The following is a 20,598-nucleotide window of genomic DNA, read 5'->3' as shown; positions in this document are numbered from 1 at the left end:
TTACATGTTTGTTATACATGGCAGTTCAAGACAAAACGGAAATACAGAAGCTTTAACACATATGATGATAGAGGGCATTGAAACAGAACAAATTTATTTGCGTGATCATACCGTCTATCCTATTACAGACCAACGTCATGATGCAGAAGGATTCCAATCCGTAAATGATGACTATGAGCAGTTAACGAAACGCATGCTAGAACACGACACGATTATCTTTGCTACACCATTATATTGGTACGGAATGAGTGGACATATGAAAAATTTTGTTGATCGCTGGTCACAAAGCTTGCGCGATACATCCCTTCATTTCAAAGAAAAAATGAAAGGCAAAAAAATGTATGTTGTCATCGTTGGCGGGGACAACCCAAAGGTAAAAGCATTACCGCTTATTGCTCAATTCCAATATATCTTTGATTTTGTTGGCTCTTCATTTGAAGGTTATGTTATTGGGAATGCGAATGGACTGGATGAAATTAAAAACGATGCTGAGGCGCTGGCAAAAGCACAATTGTATAATGATACATTCAAAAATAGCGAACAGAAATAAGTTTGACAAACCCTTTTGTATGCGCATACAATAAAAGTAATATTATGAAAGGAAGGTACTTTGACCAATGAAGTTCTAATTCTCTTATTTATTTCATCCATCACAAATAGTGAACAAAAATGATGAAAACTAGCAGGGGATTAGTCTGTCCATTTGTCGATACTTTCTTTCGAAACGATCATGTAAAAAATCGTTTATTTATGTACGATTTTTTACATACAAGGGCGACGTTTATCCTCTCTAGTGAAACTAGGGAGGTTTTTTTATGACTATTTTATTCGCAAGTAATATTGAAAAGAGCTTTGGTGATCGCACACTATTTACATTACCATCACTGGAAATTCAAGCACAGGATCGCATAGGAATTGTCGGAGTCAACGGAGCTGGTAAATCTACGTTATTACAAATATTAAGTAAAGAAATAGAAGCTGACAGAGGCATAGTAACTCATCATAGTTCTATCAGCATCATTCCTCAGCTTAGCGAAGAACTACCGGAAACCGCTTCTTCTCTCGCAAAAGGAAAATGGAGTATTTCAAACGTTACCGACGCAATGAGCGGCGGTGAACGAATGCGGCTAAAGATTGCCCATGCTCTCGAACAAAATGCAGGCATTTTATTCGCTGATGAACCAACAAGCCACTTAGATATGGTCGGTACAGAGCAATTAGAAAAGGCACTTTCTTCTTATAAAGGAGCACTTGTTTTAATATCGCATGATCGTGAATTTCTAGATAATATATGTACCAAAATTATTGAAATTGAAGACGGTACGATTCAAGAGTACAAAGGGAATTATTCAAACTATCGAAAACAAAAAGAACGTGAACGAATACAAAAACAAGCAGAATATGAGCAATATATACAAGAAAAAAATCGTTTAGAGCAATCCATTTTACAAAGAAAACAACGTGCTTCTAACATGACAAAAATCCCAACGCGGTTCAGTTCATCTGAATCTAGACTTTATAGGTTAAGTGGGGCTCATGGCCAAGAACAGGTTAGCAAAGCAGCGAAAGCATTAGAGACACGTCTCGAAAAACTAGAAAAGAAAGAAAAGCCGAAAGATTTTTCTCAAGCTCAGTTTGACGTGCAATACCATACTCCCATTCATAGTAAGGTGGCAGTACAATTCAATAAAGCAACAAAGAAAATAGGCGACCGCACACTATTTAAAAATATGAATGGAACTATTGTCCCTGGTGCAAAGCTTGCCGTTTTAGGGGCAAATGGAAGCGGCAAAACCACTTTGTTCAACATGCTTCTCACAAACGAGCGTGGCATGCAACTATCGAAAAGTTGTAAAATTGGATACTTCGAACAAACATTATCTATTTTAAAAACAGATAAAACCATTTTAGAAAATGTTCTAGAAGAAACAAATTATACAGAAGCATTCGTTCGAACAATACTTGCACGACTTCTATTCCGCCGTGAGGATGTTCATAAACCTGTGCACGTTCTAAGCGGGGGTGAACGAATGAAGGTTGCACTCGCAAAAGTATTTTTAGGAAACTATAATATGCTTCTGCTAGATGAACCGACAAACTATTTAGACTTAGCAACGCAAGAAGAATTAGAAACCATGTTACAAGAATATCCTGGCACAATACTTTTCATTAGCCATGACCGTGCCTTTATTCGCTCTGTTGCAGACCATATTATACAAGTAGATGAGAGTGAGCCAACAGTATTCCACGGTAATTACGAGCATTACACAAAAAGAACAACCGGAGATTCTGTAAACGTTACTGAACAAGAATTATTACGATTACAAACAAAATTAACAGAAGTCATCGGCCGGATTTCCATTCCAAATCATCACGATGACATCACATCTCTCGAACAAGAATACGCAAAATTATTAACTCAAATTCAAAAATGTAAAGAAGCGCTCTGATGTCTTCCCTATATATCGACGGGGCCTTCCACATTTCCCAAGAAATATTGAAACTTCGACATACAAAGTAAAAAGCCGTGCATCAGCACGGCTTTTACTTTAAATACGGACAGCAGTCCCGCTCACCGCAACCATTAACATACCTTCGCGAACTACTTCGTAATCCACGTCAATACCAACAATTGCATTTGCATTTTTTTGTCTTGCGAAAGTTTTCATCTCTTCCATTGCGATGTCGCGCGCTTCTTTTAATTTACTTTCATAAGCGCCAGCACGACCGCCGACAACGTCACGAACAGAAGCGAAAAGGTCACGAACGATATTCGCGCCCATAATCGCTTCTCCATTGACAATATCAATATACTCAATAATTTCTTTTCCTTGAATTGTAGACGTTGTTGTTACAATCATACTTTATAGCCTCCCATATGAGATTTTTACCTACTTATGGTGCACTAATTCAGTACAAATTATATTTACGAACTAAACTGAGCTTCGTATAACCTACTGTATCCTCCACCTTGCTCAATTAATTCATTATGTGAACCTTGTTCTGCAATGCCATCTTTATTTACAACGACGATGCGATCTGCATTTTTAATCGTTGCAAGTCTGTGAGCGATAACTAGCGTTGTGCGACCGACAGCTAATTCAGCAAGCGATTTTTGAATCGCAAGTTCTGTCTCTGTATCTAGTGCAGAAGTTGCTTCATCCAATATTAAAATTGGTGGGTTTTTCAAGAACATACGAGCAATAGCTAGACGCTGCTTTTGTCCACCTGAAAGTTTCACGCCGCGCTCACCGATAACAGTATCTAAACCTTCCGGCTGTGAGTAAATTAAATCTTCTAACTGCGCACGTTTTACTGCCTGCCAAATTTCAGGCTCTGATGCCTTTAAATTTCCGTAAGCGATATTTTCACGAATTGTTCCTGAAAATAAGAACACGTCTTGCTGCACAATTCCAATTTGCTTACGAAGTGAAGATAATGTCATATCTTTCGTATCAATCCCATCAATTTGAATTGATCCAGATGATTGCTCATAAAAACGTGGTAATAGGCTACATAACGTCGTTTTCCCAGCTCCTGATGGTCCAACGAACGCAACCGTTTCACCTGCATGTATTTTCAAACTAATGTCATTTAAAATTGGTTCTTTATTTTCATATCCGAACGTAATGTTGTTATATTGAATATCACCATGTACATGTTTAACTTCCATTGCATCTTTAGAGTCTACAATGTCAGGCTCTGTTTCAAGAAGCTCTACATACCTTTTAAAACCAGCGATTCCCTTCGGATAGCTTTCGATTACCGCGTTAATTTTTTCAATTGGGCGGAAGAAAATATTCGTTAATAGAACGAATCCGATAAATCCACCGTACGTTAATTCTCCTTGCAGAACAAACCATGTACCGCATATTAAGACGAAGAGCGTTACGAGCCGCATGAGCATATAACTAATCGATGAATTTAACGCCATAATTTTATACGCCATTAATTTCGTTGTACGGAAACGAGCGTTGTTGACAGCAAATTGCTCTTTCTCAAACTTTTCATTTCCGAATGCTTGTACAACACGAATTCCCCCAACATTGTTCTCAATGCATGCATTAAAATCAGCAACGTCTGAGAATAAACGTCTAAATGTACCTGTCATTTTTTTATTGAAGTAAAGTGCTAACCATAATAGGAATGGAATGACGAAGAACGTTAATAACGCTAACTTCCAGTTAATCATCATCATAAATGAAAATGCCCCAACTAAAGTCATTACGGCGATAAATAAATCTTCCGGTCCATGGTGAGCAATTTCCCCAATTTCCATTAAATCGTTTGTAAGGCGGGAAATTAAATGACCTGTTTTATTATTGTCAAAAAATCTGAATGATAGCTTTTGAATATGATCAAATAATTTCTGCCTCATATCTGTTTCAATGTTAACACCAAGCATATGTCCCCAATATGTAACGACATATTGTAAGCCTGCATTTAACATATAAACTGCGAGTAAACCGAAACAAGCCCATAAAATAAGCGTCCAGTTTTGCCCTGGCAATAACTTATCAATAAATTGATTTACGATAAGCGGGAAGCCGAGTTCTAATAATCCTGCGACAACCGCACAAGAAAAGTCGAGTATAAATAAACCTTTATACGGTTTATAGTACGAGAAAAATTTACGCAGCATATCTTACCTCCATTTTCCAAAATTAAAAAGACTCCCTAAATGATAACCATTATCAAATAATTATTCAAGTTATCCGTCTATGAAACTGAAAATAAGCTTTGCGATAGTTGTCGTTTTTTGCTGGAAAGTCGATATATTCGAATAGTCGCCGATATATTTCGAGTTGCGCTGATATATTTGCAAAATCGCCGATATATTTCAAGTTGCGCTGATATATTCGGATAATCGCCGATATAAATTTCATTTACTAACTATCCTCCCCCCAAAAACAAAAAAGGTATCACCACAAGGTGATACCTTTCCTTCTATTACATCGCTTCCGAATCCCACTCGTGCTCCTGCTCAACGAATACAATACCTAATTCGTGATGCCCACCAGCATATAATGCAGTTTGTGCAAGACGAAGCTCACCATTTGTATCTAATACTTCTAATTTACAAAATGCTCCTGTCGTCTTCGTTTGAAGCGCATCATAAAATTCCTCGGCGCTTTTTGGAATGACTCCATTTACTTTCGTAATAATTTCTCCAGGCAGTAATTTTAGTTCTGCTCCAATTGTATTTGGAATTGTATCTAGTACAACGAGCCCATCATTGCGTGCAGCAAAATATGCTGGTCTTGTTTCATCGGCAATTTTCTCTTGCATCGAAATTGTGAAACGCCCAAGCATTGCGACTCCCATCGCGATAATTGCAAGTACGTGCCACCAATAACTTGCGATTCCTAAAATGAGCACAAGTCCTGCTAATCCATAAACACGTCTTCCTGTAAATAATAAAGCTTCCGTCGGCTCATAACTTTTAATCTTTCTCATAAATCCAATTAAAAATGGAACGAGGAATAGAGAATATGTATTTGAACCGATTGAAACGACAGGCCACCATGAAATAAACTGCGTTACCGCATCACCCGGTACAAGAATAAAAATAGGAACGATCCATAAACGCTTTGATTCGTGTAAACCAATCTTTAATCCACGCTTCCCCTTCCTAATCCTCGGCGTCGAATATCCTACTGCGTTTTTAGAAATCAATAAGCCTTCTACAATAAGCATAACGCCTAGTAAAATAACAAGGGATACAATGGTACTCTCTTCACCTTCTCGAAGCTGTAAAAAGGAAACTGGTAGCTTAGAAGATAATAGAACACATACAATCGCAATGCTAAATGTATAAGCCGCCGATAAATATCGATACATAGCCGTTAATCCAAATAGTAACGTCCAAATTAAAATGGCCCATAAGCTCGCTTTAGAAACAACAAGTCCAAGCCCAATCGTAACAATAGATACTACTAATCCGTATCCAATCCCTGCAAATAGAGAGGTTCGCAGTTCAAACCAAATATCATAAACTTTAAAAGAAAAATCTTTTCGTTCTCTTAACATACGTAAGTATCCAACGAAGATACTACTTATTACAAATATATAGACAGCAGGGTGTAAGAAAAAACGTCCAACTGCCCGCATTATTTCAAAAATCCACGCCTCCATGAACTCATTCACCACCATTTATATCATTCTTTCTTTTTATATTATCATAACTAAACAAACGTTTGTTTAACACAAAAAAATACAGGCAGCAAACTGCCTGTATTTCTTCTTATTTTGCCATTAATTTTAATGCTGACTGTAATTGTAGATCATTTTCTCCAGAACGAATTTTTTCGATAATTTTAGTTTGAATCGCTTCAGCTGTCTTTTTATCAAGCTGTCCTGTCGCTTCCATCTCATTTGCATTTTGGAATGCTTTCAGAGCCGATTCTGTCTCTTTACTAAAGTATCCATCTTCACGACCTGGTACATACCCTAAGCTCTTAAGCATTTCTTGAGCATGTTTTACTTGTACATCATTTGAATTGTATGAAAGTGTTTTTTCAATTTGAATTGGTGTCGCATGATAATAATTTGGTTGCTTCACTTCTACTGTTGGCGCGATTCCTTTTTTATGAATCCAGTTCCCATCCGGTGTTAACCATTTAAACATCGTTAATTTAATGTTGCTGCCGTCTTTAAATGGAACAGCTTGCTGGACAGTACCTTTACCAAATGTCTTTTCACCAATTAAATCGTATCCTTCTCCTTCTTTTAGCGCACCCGCTAAAATCTCTGAAGCAGAAGCACTTCCATTATCAATTAATACTGAAATTGGATATGGTTTTCTCTCTTTCAGTTCCGTAGAGAATTTCTTCTTCTCACCATTTCGCTGCTCTACTTGTAGCATCGGCTTTTTATTCGTCATAATTTCCCCTAGTATATCTTCTACACTATTTAAATAGCCACCAGGATTACCACGCACGTCAATAACTAAGCCTTTTATATTTTTCTTCTCTAACTCTTTTAACTGATCCTTAAATTCTTTCGCTGTATTTTCAGCAAAAGAAGTGATTTGCATATAACCGATATCTTTTCCACTCTCTTGCTTCACAGAACTAAATACTGTAAAGATTGGAATCTTTTCACGCTTAATTTTAAATACGATCGGATCAGTTACTCCCGCACGTTTAATTTCAATTGCGACAGTCGTTCCCTTTTTACCACGAATTTTTAATACTGCTTCTTCACGTGATAAGTCTTTCACACTGTTTCCATCTACAGATAAAATTTGGTCATTCGGTTTAATTCCTATCTTTTCTGCTGGTGAACCTTTAATTGGCGATACGATAATAAGCTTACCGTCCGTCTTGTTCACCTCAGCCCCAATCCCCTCTAATTCGGGATCAAGCGATTCACTAAACTGTTTGGCTGTTTCTTTATCCATATACGTGGAATAAGGGTCCTTCAGCGTAGACAACATACCTTGTATTGCACCTTCAACTAACTTTTCATCTTTCACGTCTTCCACATAACGTGAATCAATTAGTGCATACGCCTCATTAATTTTTGCCAAATTCCCTTGCGCAGTGCTAGCATTCCCACTCGAAATTGTTTGCGTTACTTCTGATGGGCTAACCCCAAATACAGACATGCCTGCAAACATTCCGCCAGCACCAATTAAAAATGCAACAACCATTCCAATAATTGCAACTCTACGTTTCAATGCGGAATTCCCCTTTCCAAAACACACAGGTGGTGTAGCAAAAGGCATCACACAGTGTGTGATGCCTTTACCTATTTCTACTATATGATAAGCTTGTACGAATTATGTTTGCAACTTTTTATACTTTTAAGAAGCGACGAATTGACATTACACTTCCCCACATACCGATTAAAGCACCGATTAACACTAGTAAACCAGCTAATTGGAATACGAACGGACTGTATGGTAGAAGCTCGAAAATTGTTCCGCCAAGTTTTTCGTTAAACACACCTTGCAACGAATTATACGTAATTAGAATTAGGCCAATTGGAATAATTGATCCTAATACTCCTAAGAATAATCCCTCTAGCAAGAATGGCCAACGAATAAACCAGTTTGTTGCACCAACAAGTTTCATAATTTCAATTTCTGTACTACGAGCATAAATTGTAATTTTAATTGTATTAGAGATTAAGAACATCGCTGTGAATAAAAGACCAGCAATTAACGCAATCCCAATGTTACGACCAGTTTTTACAGTATCAAATAATCGTTCAACTTGCCCTTTTCCGTACTGAACATTACTAACAAACTGCATTTTTTCAACTTTCTTCGCGATTGTCGCTGTATCGGTTGGTTCTTTTGCTTTTACAATGAATACGTTTTTAAGTGGGTTATCTTGTTCAAATAACTCAAACGTTTTTCCACTATCACCTAAGCTTTTAATTAAACGTTTTAACTCTTCTTCTTTAGAAGAATATTTAATAGAATCTACTTTTGCAATCTTACTCATATCTTCTTCTAATTTCTTTTGATCCGCTTCTTTTGCAGCTGGATCAATGTGTACACGAATCTCTACATCTTGCTCTACTTTCGTCGCAAAATGGTTCATATTCATAATCGCTGTTAAAAAGACACCTACAAGTAATAATGTAACTGTTACTGCACTAACAGAAGCAAATGTCATCCATCCGTTACGTGATAGATTCTTTACACCTTCTCGCAAATGTCGACTAAGGGTCTTAGCCTTCATATCCGTATCCTCCCTCAATCTCATCTCGAACAATTTTTCCGCCTTCAATCGCGATTACACGATGACGGATTGTATTTACGATATCTGCATTATGCGTCGCCATAACGATCGTTGTGCCGCGCTCATTAATGCGAGTAAAAATATTCATAATATCAAGAGCTGTTTCAATATCTAAGTTACCTGTTGGCTCATCGGCAATTACAACCTTTGGTCTATTTACAATTGCTCTTGCAATAGCCACACGTTGTTGCTCCCCACCTGAAAGCTCACTTGGAAGTGCGTCTGCACGATCTTCAAGGCCTACAAGACCTAGAACTTCTGTTACACGCTCACGAATTGCATCCGGTTCTTCTTCAATTACTTCTAAAGCAAACGAAACATTCTCATATACCGTTAATTTAGGCAGCAATTTGAAATCTTGGAAAATTACACCTAATTGACGACGAAAATACGGAACGTCTCTTTCTGCCAATGTTTCGATAGTAAGTCCATTTACATTAATAGATCCTGTAGATGGTTTCTCTTCACGATACATCATTTTAATAAATGTAGATTTCCCGGCTCCACTCGGTCCAACTACGTATACGAATTCACCTTGTTTAATGTTAACTGTAAGACCAGCAATGGCTTTCATACCATTCGGGTACTCCTTATAAACATTCGTCATTTTTATCATTATTTATCACCCAATACTTAATGATTTTTTTCGAAATACTTTTCTGTACATCTGAAAATAAAAGACATCCTTCATTTTCATTTAGTCATCCTTGTTGAAGGTAGTTTACTTATGCTTTCTCATAAGCAATACCACTCTATGTAATATATTTCAGCAAAATTCTACAAACCCCATTGTAACATCAAACGGTTTCCAATTTGGATACATTTTTGTTACAGTTATGTTACATACCAGAAAAAAGGAAAACGAGCTGACTATATTATCAACTCGCCCATTTCACCTTTTTATTTATGTTCAGCTAACCATGCAGATACTTTTTTCGCATCTTCACCTTGAATAAGTCCTGGTGACATTGAACCACGGCCTTTTTTAATAATCTCTTCGATATCTGCAGCGTCGTACTTACCGCCTACTTTTCTTAAATCAGGTCCAGTTGCCCCTGATAAATCTGTTGCGTGACATCCCGCACAACTTCTTTGGAAAATTTGTTCTGCGCTGTCTGTGCTTGCAGACTGTTTCGAAGACTTACTCTCTTCTTTATTTCCGCATGCTCCTAAAGCAAAAACAACCGATGTCCCTAGCGCAATAGCCAACAATTTCTTTTTCACTTCTATCGCTCCCCATTGTTGATATTCTTTTTATTCCTAACACACTCATTTTCATTATAAGCATTATCTTTATATAGAAAAACTAAGGTGTATTTCATATTCCTCAAAAATACAGTGAGAACCTTGATAAAATAAAGCTTTCATAAGTTGTTTCAATTCTGTGAACAACTTAAAAAACTTCTATAAAGTATCCTTTTTAAAAGGAAAATTAGAAAAGTTCTATATAAATCTTTACCCTATTACCGCTCTATTTTACTATTCTCTACTTTTTACAAAACAATATACAGCATTGTAATCTACATATAATCCCATCAAAAAGAGAAGTTGTCGTTTCCAACTTCTCTTCCTCTTTACTTCATCTATAAAAATAGAATCAAATTCTTTATATCCTCTATTGTCCTCAGCATGCGCCAACAATTTCGTTGGCTTTTTTTCGCTTATTAGATACGAGAACGTAAGTAAGCATCAATAAATGGATCAATCTCTCCATCCATAACAGCTTGTACGTTACCAACCTCCGTATTTGTACGATGGTCTTTTACAAGAGAATACGGGTGGAATACGTAAGAACGGATTTGGCTACCCCATCCGATTTCTTTTTGCTCTCCGCGAATTTCATCTAATTCTGCTTGTTGCTCTTCTAGTTTCTTTTGATATAATTTCGCTTTTAACATTTTCATCGCATGCTCACGGTTTTTAATTTGAGAACGCTCCGACTGACATGTTACAACCGTATTTGTCGGTGTATGTGTAATACGAACTGCTGAATCTGTCGTATTTACGTGCTGCCCACCAGCTCCACTTGCTCGGTACGTATCAATTTTTAAGTCTTCTGTACGTACTTCGATTTCAACTTCATCATTGAACTCTGGTACAACTTCACAAGATACGAACGATGTATGACGGCGCCCTGAAGAATCGAATGGTGAAATACGTACAAGACGATGTACACCTTTCTCTGCTTTTAAGTAACCGTAAGCGTTATGACCTTTAATTAATAAAGTTACACTCTTAATACCAGCTTCATCACCTGGTAAATAATCAACCGTTTCTACTTTGAATCCGCGTTTTTCAGCCCAGCGTGTGTACATACGTAATAACATAGAACCCCAGTCTTGTGACTCAGTTCCACCTGCACCTGGATGTAATTCTAAAATCGCATTATTTTTATCATAAGGATCACTTAATAGTAACTGAAGCTCATACTCATTCATTTCTTGAATTAAGCCTTTTACTTCTGATTCTAATTCCTCATGTAAATCTTCATCATACTCTTCTTTTAAAAGCTCATGCGTGATTTCTAAATTTTCGAACGTCTCATCTAACTGACGGAACTTTCCAACCATATCTTTTAACGCATTCGCTTCATTAATTACAGCTTGTGCGCCTTGTTGGTCATCCCAAAATCCTGCGCCCATCATTTTTTCTTCTAATTCTGCAATTTGTTTCTCCTTAGTAGGGAGGTCAAAGAGACCCCCTAAAAGCCGCTAATCGCTTAGCCATTTTCTCTAATTCCTGTCTAATTTCTACTAATTCCATTTCCTTCACCTCTATGTAATTGCTATTACTTTCGTATGAAAACAAGGGAAACTCTCTCCACTTATTACGGAGAGAGTTTAATCCTTCTTAATTATACATTTTTGATATAAAAGTTTGCAAAACAGCCAAAGCTACCGTCCTATATTACTGAACGATACCACAGCAGTTTTTATATTTTTTACCGCTACCACATTTACATAAATCGTTGCGGCCCACTTGGTCACCTTTTACAACTGGCTTTTTCTTTGCTTCTTCGCCATCGCTAGAAGGATGAACAGCTTCACCTTGAACAACTTCTTGACGTTCTAAGTTTTGTTCAATTTCAGCTTTCATAATGTAACGAGAAATTTCCTCTTCAATAGAGGCAACCATTGACTCGAACATCGCGAATCCTTCCATTTGGTACTCACGAAGTGGATCGATTTGACCGTAAGCACGTAAATGAATACCTTCACGAAGGTGATCCATCGCATCAATATGCTCTGTCCATTTCGTATCTACAACGCGGAATACAACAACCTTCTCAAACTCACGCATTTGCTCTTCTGGCATAAGCTTTTCTTTTTCATTGTATCGCTCTATTAATTTCGCGATAATCGGTTCGCTCATTTCCTCAGGAGCAAGGCGACGTAATTCTTCTTCTTTTACATCTCCGTCTTGAAGAAGGTTTGTATTTAAGTAGTCAACAAGACCTTTAATGTTCCAATCTTCTTCAATTTCCTCTTGTGTATGAAGGGCAACAGCACGTTCTACTGTAGATTTCATCATACCTTCAATAATGCCGCGTAAGTTGTCAGACTCCATTACCTCTTGACGCTGTTTGTAAATAACTTCACGTTGTTGACGAAGTACATCATCATATTGCAGTAACTGCTTACGTGCATCATAGTTATTTCCTTCAACACGTTTTTGTGCAGATTCTACCGCACGAGAAACCATTTTACTTTCAATCGGCTGAGAATCATCCATACCAAGGCGGTCCATCATTGCTTTCATATTATCTGAACCAAATCGGCGCATTAATTCATCTTCCATCGATAAGTAGAACTGCGTAACACCAGGGTCCCCTTGACGACCAGCACGACCACGTAACTGATTATCAATACGACGACTTTCGTGACGCTCTGTACCGATAACTGCTAAACCAACGTTTTTCACATCGTCTCCAAGCTTAATATCTGTACCACGACCTGCCATGTTCGTCGCGATTGTTACAGCACCTTTCATACCAGCCTCTGCAATGATATCTGCTTCACGAGCATGGTTTTTCGCATTTAAGATGTTATGACGTACACCTTTACGCGTTAACATTTTTGAAATAAGCTCTGAAGTTTCAATTGCAACTGTACCTACAAGAACAGGTTGTCCTTTTTTATGACGATTTACAATATCCTCAACAACAGCATTGAACTTACCTTCCATTGATTTAAAGATTAAATCGGCACGATCATCACGAATAATCGGTTTGTTGGTCGGAATTACAATAACGTTCATATTGTAAATGTTACGGAATTCCTCTTCCTCTGTTTTCGCTGTACCAGTCATACCAGATAATTTTTCATACATACGGAAGTAGTTCTGGAATGTAATTGTTGCAAGCGTCATGCTTTCATTTTGAATTTCTACACCTTCTTTTGCTTCAATCGCTTGGTGTAATCCTTCGCTATAACGACGACCTTTCATAAGACGACCAGTGAATTGGTCTACAATTACGATTTCGCCTTCTTGTACAACATAATCTGTATCACGGTGCATAACAACGTGTGCACGAAGTCCCTGATTAATATGGTGAAGAAGTGCTACATGTTTTAAATCGAATAAGTTTTCAATATGGAAAGCTTTCTCTGCTTTCGTAATACCATCTTCTGTTAGCATTACATTTTTCGTTTTCACATCAAATGAATAATCTTTTTCATTTTCTAACGTACGAACAAATGCATTTGCAAACATGTATAGCTCTGTTGATTTTTGAGCTTGTCCTGAAATAATAAGCGGCGTACGTGCTTCATCGACTAAAATAGAATCGACTTCATCGATAATAGCAAAGTGAAGTGGACGTTGAACGCACTGCTCTTTATATAAAACCATGTTATCACGTAAGTAATCGAATCCAAGCTCATTATTTGTGCTATACGTAATATCAGCAGCATAAGCCTCTTGTTTCTCTTCGCGTGACATACTATTTAAGTTAATTCCTACCGTTAAGCCAAGGAACTCATGAAGTTGTCCCATTTCGCTCGCATCACGTTGTGCTAAATATTCATTGACTGTAACAACATGAACACCTTTTCCTGTTAAAGCATTTAAATATACAGGTAATGTAGATGTTAACGTTTTACCTTCACCCGTTTTCATCTCAGAAATATTCCCTTCATGTAAGGCAATACCACCCATTAACTGTACGCCATATGGACGCATTCCAAGAACACGAGTTGCCGCTTCGCGAACAACCGCGAAAGCTTCAGGTAGTAGATCATCTACTGTTTCACCTTTTGTTAGACGTTCTTTAAATTCAAGCGTCTTTCCTTTTAATTGTTCATCAGTTAGTGGCTTAATAGATGACTCTAATGCATCAATTTGCTCAACTGTTTTCTGCATACGTTTAATTTGGCGTTGATTTACATCAAACACCTTTTTTAAAATACCGATCATAGGAAATACGCTCCTCTTTTTATTAAAATAAAACTTCCGATTGTTTTTCTTTTTCTCTATTACAATCAGTCGTTATAAAAATCAAATGTATGTTATGCCAATTTTTCTCCTAATTAAAAAAACTAAAATGTATATACCTAATGATAATTGTAACACTTGTCTTATAACTATGACAACAATCGGCAAGATGTCGGGCCTTATATTCAAAAAAAGTTTTTATTTCATTTGTTACGTTCCTTTTCTCTGTCTCGCTATTTCAATTTCACGTTACAAATTTCGTATTCAATCTAAGTCATATTCTTTAAAGTTTCCTTTTAAAGAATATGACTACCAGAAATTCCTTAATAAAATCTAAATCAACAATTACAAAAAGCCGGAAACTTTGCAGGTGCAGCATCCATAGATACTTACACCTACAAAAAAACTCCGACTTTAAAAGATATTGTTATGTTGCAAGATCTACAAACACCATTAAAATATAGCTGTATCAATCATAAATTTTATTAATTTATCGGTATTTCTAATTCATGATATTTCCCTTTCTTATCCTTTATACAAGAAATGAATTTCACTTTAGTTGATTCATTTGAAAAGTTTTTATAATTTTTATAAGGGTCATCTCCTATAAAATAATTTGTCCCTATATACCCTCGTACTGTTTTACCAGCAGGTATTACAGGATCAAACTGATATTTTTTAGGTAATTCCATTGAATAAGGGATTAAATTATAAAACTCACCTATTTTAGAATAAAACATTGTATCGGAAATAGACTTATTACTAAGCAAGTTAATATCTCGATTTGTTGTATTTGTAATATCTAAAGGTAAAACATACGTCACTACTTCACGGTCTTCATAGGGATCATAAACTTTTGTAGGATCAAGAGGATTGAGTGCATGAAACGTAACTCCTTGCCCATCTTCAAAAGTTCTATTAGATAAAAACTCATCTTTTACCACTTTATAAGATTCATTATTAAGATTTAATGTTTTAAATCTTAATAAACTAGCAAATATACATAGCAACAGACATAATCCAATACTTATTAAGATATGTTTTCTCGTCACTCTTAATCTACCAACTTTCCATTATTAACATGTACAATACGATCTACCATTTCATTATCTAGAACATGCACATCATGACTGGCTACAACAATAGTCGTTCCCTTGGCTTTTTCTACTTTCAAAATATCTAAAACATCTTTTATCCCATCACTATCTAAAGCATTAGTTGGCTCGTCTAATAACAGTAATTTTGGTTGTTCCATTAAAGCTTGCGCTATCCCTAAACGTTGTTTCATACCTAAAGAGTATCTTTTATACTTTCTCTTATCTGTTTTATCAAGTCCAACCCTTTGAATAATATTATAAATCTCCTCATCGGAGATTTTATTGTTAATCGATGATAAAAATTTCAAATTCTGAAAACCAGTATACCCTGGAATAAAACTTGGATATTCAATCAATATTCCCATAGAATCAGGAAATTGCTTTTGTTTTCCAATTATTTCATTATCTATATAAACAACTCCAGAATTCAAGCGCATTAACCCTGATATAGCGCGTAAAATCATCGTTTTACCAGAGCCATTATGCCCCTTCAAAACTAAAAATTCGCCTTTTTTTACTGACAAACTAATATTATCTAACACAATATTTCCTTTTAATCTTTTCGTCATACATTCACATTTAATATAATTGTCCATAAATTATTCACCTATCACATCTAGTTTTTTAAAACAAAAACTACCTAATAAAATCATTACAACAACAATTACTACTCCTATTAAAAGTAAATCATTATATTGAATAGATTGATTATTACCTAAAGTCAATTGAATTGAACTGTGATCAACAAAATACCAACGATTTGGCATAACAAAAGAGCCTAAAAAATAAATACTATGAAAGAAAATAGACAAAAATAGGTACAACAACATTAGTACAAAAACAATAGTTATCGGTATATAAAAAGTTAAAAACTCAAAAATCAAAGCTAATAAAAAGCTTATAATTATTTGAATTAGCATAGTACCTAATATCTTATAAGGAAATTGACTATATAAATTCAAAAAATTATACTCGCCTAAAGAAAGCAAATAGTAAGCGCTAAACCAAATAAAATACATACCAATCCAAATAATAATTATATAAAAAAACAAAGATAATATTTTCGTTAACCACAGAAAATGCTTCTTCTTAACACGAGGAAATAAATAAACACCATTCTGTTGAATATCTGAAAAAGCAAAATTCCCTACAAGCAACAAAGGAGTGATTTGAAAGAATATCCAATAAAAAGGGATAGAAAATCGCCCCTCCTTATAAAAATAAGATAAATCCACAAAGTCTACTCCATGAAAAAATCGATAAAAGGTAACATCTACTAATACAGATTCTTTACCATTACTAAGAGGCTGATTGTATAAAAAAGCAATTGCAATAATAGCGTAAATTAAGAATAAAAAAACCATTATCTTGATGGAATCTCGAAACCTTACATATAAATCTCTTTTTAACAAATAATATAAGATCATAATGTAAACTAGACCACCTCTGTCTCATCATTCATAGAAATATAACTTTTTTTAGATAAAATCCATACACTTATAAAAAAGATAAAAAAACAGCCAAATAAGCGTATAAATAAACCAGTAGCATCTTCAAAGACATTTATATAAAAAGCATTTGTAAATAAAAATCCATGTAATATAAATCTATCTAATAAAACAGCAGTAATCATACATATTATTACAAGTAAACTAGGTAAAAATAATTGCAATAAAGCACTTATCATACATATAAAAACACTCGCAAATAATTGAATGCAAAATAATAATGGATAATTTACATCAACACTAGTTACAGCCATCATAGTTGACATCAAAAACAACTGTAAAATCATACTCCCAGCAAAAAAGTAAACAAAAACGAATAATTTTAAATAATATATAGAAACTAATTTCAATGCATTATTCACTCTGTAAACAACATAAATACTAAAAAAGTTCGACATAGAATATACAGAAAAAACAATTGTTAAAGGAATAAATATAGTCGACAAATTATACAACGACATAACCTTATACAAAGCTTCCAATTCGTTCATTTGCTCTTTTATAATTCCGGTTTCAAAATAATTGAACAAACAACCAATGATACTGACATTAAGTAAAAAGAGAATACTTAACCAAACATATTTCATCCTTATAGTTTCTTTCATAACATTATAAAAGAACATGCTTCCTACTCCCCCGTAAATAAAGAACTACAGAACAAAACCAAATACATAACAGTACACTAAGAAAAATTTGTAATTCAAAAAAGCCAAAATCTTTAATTAAATAATCTTTAGGATTGAGAATCCCTTTTCCAATACCAAGCCAAAAAATATGTAAAATAAATGGAACTAAATAAATAAAATAAACTCGTTTTATAAAAAACGAAACTGATAAAGCTAAACTCGAAAAAACCGCACCGTATAAACCATTTAAAAATACATACATTAGAAAATATAAAGTAGGGTACTTATAATAAACTATATGAAATTGAGCTGTTGGCGAAACAGTAGAAGCCATATAATTTAATATTGGATGCGGAGCAACTGTTGGATAAGTCATCACATATAAATAAAAATTAAATAGTAAAGGGACACTTATAATAAAAAAAGATACAATAAAATTAATAAAATAAAGCAGCTTAAAATAATAACATGTTCCCATCTTAGAAATAACAGGATAAATAAATCCATAATTTTTATCAATTCTATAAATCCCTGCTACAGCCATTGCGGAAAGCATAGGAAATATAAGTAAATAAAACTCACTATAAAACGATAATCTATTAAAATATAAAATATTAGATAAATATGGGGATACCTTTATAATCCCAGCATCGTTAAATCCTTTAGTTGTCACAAACATAGCAATATATTGAGCAATAACAATTACTAACATAATAAATAAAGACAACCAAAACATCCTACCTTTTAAAATCCTTCCTAAAAAGTAACTCATCTATAGCTCCTCCATAAACCATTAAATTTAAATCTTTTTTAATATGAACAATTGATCCGCAACACCATAACATTTCTTTTCTTTATTTAACCAAATGTAACGAAAAGAAACATTTGCTCTCTCTCCTTCAAATTTAGGAAACTCAACTTCATACTGATAAACATCATTTGTGCCTTTTCTTTTTACACTCTTAACTTCTTGTTTCCACTGAATTACTTCTCCATCAGTTTGTTCAATCCGTCCCAAGAGATACTTTGGTTTTTTCTTATTCGTAACACCCGTCAAAAAAACATAATAATTTTCTGGTATAACTCCTAATTTCAATTTTTTATTTGAAAGCTTATCCTCTATTAAACTATCATTTTTTTCTATTTGTCCTTGAAAGAAATCATCACCATTTTCACTTTCCAAAAACACTTGTTCAAAAATAGTATTTTTGTTAATTCCTTTTAATTCAATACTTTTCAAATTATCTTTTTCCGTTAAAGTATCTTCAATATGTACAATAGGTTCATCTACTTTCTTTTGACAAGAAACTAAGAAACTAATACTCAATATAAAAAAACAAACTAAAATATATTTTGAAATAAACCTCATTACAGCTCCTCCTATTTTAAAAATGAAATAACAGGAAAAGTCGTATAATCCGGATTTGAAACTATACGACTTTTTCTAGCACTATAAAATAAATAATTTCAATTTATAATTTCTAAATCAATATTCAATGTAAGGTCCACTAGGTCTTACACTATCAGGACTCCAAGCAGTAGGATAAGCATTATTTTCTCTAGAATAACCACCAAATCTCACAGGCACATTTTTCCCATGGTTTTCATATGCATAATTTTGAAAAAGATATGTTCTACCTGGTATCACTGTTCCTTCATGCTTACCTGAAACATTTACCCATTTTCTATCTTCTGCATTTTTATTTTTATCTGCTTCTGTCCAAACATTGAAAGAACCTCCGCCCTTCTCACTGCTCTTCACACGCATATACATAGAGGTAGGCGTCTCTTTAGGACGTGCATTAGTATAATCATATGGACTCCAAAGTCTAAAGGTAAAATTCACATGGTCATCCCTTGTACTAGCCTTAGCCGGTTCGGTTAAAGCGAAAGTACTAGCTAAAATACCTAACGATAAAACAGATCCAAACATAAAACGACTTTTTTTCTTAATGCTCACTAAAAGCACCTCCGATAATTTGTAGCATTATATTGATTGTATTTTTCCACTGAATGAATAAAATCAATATAATACAATATTATGGTAACAACACCTCAACACACCTTCAATGGATTTCAGAATATTTAACATTACTTTTACACTTGCGAACATTTCGTTAAATTTTTAAAAACAATACTATATCCCTAGCAAAGAATTACTTGTAAAGGTAGCTACATTCCTATGCTTGTTCCAAATAATAAAGAGTAACTCACCTCTCTAAGTTTCGAATTTTCTCCTGCTGTTTTGAGGAAATACCGCCTAAAAATCACTTCTTAATGAAATCGGCTACTTATAAAACTTTTTTAACCTTGCTGCGAAAAATACAAAAAAAGCGCAGCCATTTCGGCTGCGCTTTCGAATTATTATTTAGTTTCGATTAAACCGTATTTCCCATCTTTACGGCCATATACAACATTAGTTTCGTTTGTATCAGCATTTGTGAAGACGAAGAAATTATGTCCTAGCATATCCATTTGTAGGATTGCCTCTTCAACGTCCATCGGTTTTAAATCGAATCGTTTTGTACGTACAAGTTCTAATTCATCTTCTTCTACCTCATCCAAAACAGCTACTGCTTCTGGAAGGATAAAGTTCGTTTTCATAGAACCTTTCTCACGTAACTTACGATTGACTTTTGTTTTATGTTTACGAATTTGTCGCTCAATTTTATCAACTACTAAATCGATAGCAGCGTACATATCGCTATTAGTTTCTTCTGCACGAAGTAATAAATCAGTAAATGGTATTGTTACTTCGACACGTTGCTTGTCAGAGTATACTTTTAAATTAACTTTAATCTCTGGGAATGTATCAAAATAACGCTCTAACTTACTTAGTTTTTTCTCTACATATTCCTTTAATGCTGGAGTTACTTCAATATTTTCACCACGAATGTTGAATTTCATAGATGAATTCCTCCTTTCAAGCCTATGTATTATAATTTCGACATTGGCTTAAAAACTCCTTCTAACTTTTTTAAAAAAATTAGTGGAATTGCGATTTTTTTATCGTTTTTTGTTGAAATGAAAAGATGCATCGTTTCTATCTTTATTTTATCCTATTAACATCGTGAATAACGAATATTTCTGTGGACAATTCGTTACAGAAAAGAAACAACTTTTTGACAACTTATCCTATAACAAAAACCCCTTGCGAAAAACAAGAGGTTCTACTATATAT

At 34.7% G+C, this 20,598-nt stretch carries 19 protein-coding genes; 2 read left to right on the top strand and 17 right to left on the bottom strand.

All coding sequences use genetic code 11. The features are described from left to right. Positions 1-4: 4 nt before the first annotated feature. Positions 5-550 carry a flavodoxin family protein gene (locus EBQ15_RS13265; RefSeq protein ID WP_000497629.1) on the top strand — a complete coding sequence of 182 codons (546 nt, stop codon included), beginning with the start codon at positions 5-7 and terminating at the stop codon, positions 548-550. Between the two features lie 265 nt (positions 551-815). Continuing rightward, the gene (gene abc-f, locus EBQ15_RS13260) at positions 816-2,450 is read left to right on the top strand and encodes a ribosomal protection-like ABC-F family protein (protein ID WP_000153775.1); all 1,635 of its coding nucleotides are present in this window, start codon (positions 816-818) and stop codon (positions 2,448-2,450) included. A gap of 99 nt (positions 2,451-2,549) precedes the next feature. On the opposite strand, the gene EBQ15_RS13255 is transcribed toward abc-f, so the two are convergent. The 17 genes from EBQ15_RS13255 to hpf all read right to left on the bottom strand — a co-directional run bounded on the left by EBQ15_RS13255 (position 2,550) and on the right by hpf (position 20,324). Further along, positions 2,550-2,861 (bottom strand): heavy metal-binding domain-containing protein, encoded by a 312-nt coding sequence (locus tag EBQ15_RS13255; RefSeq protein ID WP_000637523.1) that lies wholly within the window; start codon positions 2,859-2,861, stop codon positions 2,550-2,552. A gap of 65 nt (positions 2,862-2,926) precedes the next feature. Continuing rightward, complete coding sequence (locus tag EBQ15_RS13250; protein ID WP_000944624.1) at positions 2,927-4,642, bottom strand: ABC transporter ATP-binding protein; 1,716 nt, start codon at positions 4,640-4,642, stop codon at positions 2,927-2,929. A gap of 308 nt (positions 4,643-4,950) precedes the next feature. Continuing rightward, entirely contained in the window at positions 4,951-6,135 is a 1,185-nt protein-coding gene (locus EBQ15_RS13245) for a PDZ domain-containing protein (RefSeq protein ID WP_000388614.1), read from the bottom strand. 109 nt (positions 6,136-6,244) lie between these two features. Next, positions 6,245-7,681: a S41 family peptidase gene (locus tag EBQ15_RS13240; RefSeq protein WP_000830317.1), complete on the bottom strand. Its 1,437-nt coding sequence runs from the start codon at positions 7,679-7,681 to the stop codon at positions 6,245-6,247. Positions 7,682-7,799: 118 nt separating this feature from the next. After that, positions 7,800-8,693: a permease-like cell division protein FtsX gene (ftsX, locus tag EBQ15_RS13235; protein WP_000645025.1), complete on the bottom strand. Its 894-nt coding sequence runs from the start codon at positions 8,691-8,693 to the stop codon at positions 7,800-7,802. Then, positions 8,683-9,369: a cell division ATP-binding protein FtsE gene (ftsE, locus tag EBQ15_RS13230; protein WP_000594321.1), complete on the bottom strand. Its 687-nt coding sequence runs from the start codon at positions 9,367-9,369 to the stop codon at positions 8,683-8,685. The genes ftsX and ftsE overlap by 11 nt, the downstream gene beginning before the upstream one ends. Before the next feature lie 284 nt (positions 9,370-9,653). Continuing rightward, positions 9,654-9,977, bottom strand: coding sequence for a cytochrome c551 (cccB, locus tag EBQ15_RS13220; RefSeq protein WP_000727970.1), 324 nt, complete (start codon positions 9,975-9,977; stop codon positions 9,654-9,656). 440 nt (positions 9,978-10,417) lie between these two features. Then, a protein-coding gene (gene prfB, locus EBQ15_RS13215) for a peptide chain release factor 2 (RefSeq protein WP_096001716.1) occupies positions 10,418-11,516 on the bottom strand; the annotation gives its coding sequence in 2 pieces (ribosomal slippage) (positions 10,418-11,443 and positions 11,445-11,516; 1,098 coding nt in all). Positions 11,517-11,660: 144 nt separating this feature from the next. Continuing rightward, the gene (gene secA / locus EBQ15_RS13210) at positions 11,661-14,168 is read right to left on the bottom strand and encodes a preprotein translocase subunit SecA (RefSeq protein ID WP_000579387.1); all 2,508 of its coding nucleotides are present in this window, start codon (positions 14,166-14,168) and stop codon (positions 11,661-11,663) included. A 503-nt stretch (positions 14,169-14,671) separates the two neighbouring features. After that, the gene (locus EBQ15_RS13205; protein WP_033668381.1) at positions 14,672-15,199 is read right to left on the bottom strand and encodes a hypothetical protein; all 528 of its coding nucleotides are present in this window, start codon (positions 15,197-15,199) and stop codon (positions 14,672-14,674) included. A gap of 41 nt (positions 15,200-15,240) precedes the next feature. Next, entirely contained in the window at positions 15,241-15,879 is a 639-nt protein-coding gene (locus tag EBQ15_RS13200) for an ATP-binding cassette domain-containing protein (protein ID WP_000371027.1), read from the bottom strand. 3 nt (positions 15,880-15,882) lie between these two features. Continuing rightward, entirely contained in the window at positions 15,883-16,647 is a 765-nt protein-coding gene (locus tag EBQ15_RS13195) for a hypothetical protein (protein WP_033667451.1), read from the bottom strand. A 71-nt stretch (positions 16,648-16,718) separates the two neighbouring features. Then, positions 16,719-17,414: a hypothetical protein gene (locus EBQ15_RS13190; protein WP_000466507.1), complete on the bottom strand. Its 696-nt coding sequence runs from the start codon at positions 17,412-17,414 to the stop codon at positions 16,719-16,721. Continuing rightward, entirely contained in the window at positions 17,401-18,189 is a 789-nt protein-coding gene (locus tag EBQ15_RS13185) for a hypothetical protein (protein WP_000120044.1), read from the bottom strand. Before EBQ15_RS13185 ends, EBQ15_RS13190 begins: the two co-directional genes overlap by 14 nt. 27 nt (positions 18,190-18,216) lie before the next feature. Then, entirely contained in the window at positions 18,217-18,786 is a 570-nt protein-coding gene (locus tag EBQ15_RS13180; RefSeq protein WP_001211056.1) for a hypothetical protein, read from the bottom strand. A gap of 117 nt (positions 18,787-18,903) precedes the next feature. Next, complete coding sequence (locus EBQ15_RS13175) at positions 18,904-19,377, bottom strand: hypothetical protein (RefSeq protein ID WP_000023377.1); 474 nt, start codon at positions 19,375-19,377, stop codon at positions 18,904-18,906. A 404-nt stretch (positions 19,378-19,781) separates the two neighbouring features. After that, positions 19,782-20,324 carry a ribosome hibernation-promoting factor, HPF/YfiA family gene (hpf, locus tag EBQ15_RS13170; protein ID WP_000671186.1) on the bottom strand — a complete coding sequence of 181 codons (543 nt, stop codon included), beginning with the start codon at positions 20,322-20,324 and terminating at the stop codon, positions 19,782-19,784. Between the last annotated feature and the right edge of the window lie 274 nt (positions 20,325-20,598).

The organism is Bacillus sp. 2D03 (assembly GCF_003946765.1).
Lineage (GTDB): Bacteria > Bacillota > Bacilli > Bacillales > Bacillaceae_G > Bacillus_A > Bacillus_A cereus.
Note: the sequence above shows the minus strand (reverse complement) of the source record. Positions and strands in the feature narration are given on the sequence as shown.

Excerpts from the sequence above, each read along its gene's own strand:
- ftsE (WP_000594321.1), bottom strand. The coding sequence starts at position 9,369 with ATGATAAAAATGACGAATGTTTATAAGGAGTACCCGAATGGTATGAAA.
- secA (WP_000579387.1), bottom strand. The coding sequence starts at position 14,168 with ATGATCGGTATTTTAAAAAAGGTGTTTGATGTAAATCAACGCCAAATT.
- EBQ15_RS13180 (WP_001211056.1), bottom strand. The coding sequence starts at position 18,786 with ATGAGGTTTATTTCAAAATATATTTTAGTTTGTTTTTTTATATTGAGT.
- ftsX (WP_000645025.1), bottom strand. The coding sequence starts at position 8,693 with ATGAAGGCTAAGACCCTTAGTCGACATTTGCGAGAAGGTGTAAAGAAT.
- EBQ15_RS13185 (WP_000120044.1), bottom strand. The coding sequence starts at position 18,189 with ATGAGTTACTTTTTAGGAAGGATTTTAAAAGGTAGGATGTTTTGGTTG.
- EBQ15_RS13190 (WP_000466507.1), bottom strand. The coding sequence starts at position 17,414 with ATGTTCTTTTATAATGTTATGAAAGAAACTATAAGGATGAAATATGTT.
- EBQ15_RS13195 (WP_033667451.1), bottom strand. The coding sequence starts at position 16,647 with ATGGTTTTTTTATTCTTAATTTACGCTATTATTGCAATTGCTTTTTTA.
- EBQ15_RS13245 (WP_000388614.1), bottom strand. The coding sequence starts at position 6,135 with ATGGAGGCGTGGATTTTTGAAATAATGCGGGCAGTTGGACGTTTTTTC.
- hpf (WP_000671186.1), bottom strand. The coding sequence starts at position 20,324 with ATGAAATTCAACATTCGTGGTGAAAATATTGAAGTAACTCCAGCATTA.
- abc-f (WP_000153775.1), top strand. The coding sequence starts at position 816 with ATGACTATTTTATTCGCAAGTAATATTGAAAAGAGCTTTGGTGATCGC.
- EBQ15_RS13255 (WP_000637523.1), bottom strand. The coding sequence starts at position 2,861 with ATGATTGTAACAACAACGTCTACAATTCAAGGAAAAGAAATTATTGAG.
- EBQ15_RS13265 (WP_000497629.1), top strand. The coding sequence starts at position 5 with ATGTTTGTTATACATGGCAGTTCAAGACAAAACGGAAATACAGAAGCT.
- EBQ15_RS13200 (WP_000371027.1), bottom strand. The coding sequence starts at position 15,879 with ATGGACAATTATATTAAATGTGAATGTATGACGAAAAGATTAAAAGGA.
- EBQ15_RS13250 (WP_000944624.1), bottom strand. The coding sequence starts at position 4,642 with ATGCTGCGTAAATTTTTCTCGTACTATAAACCGTATAAAGGTTTATTT.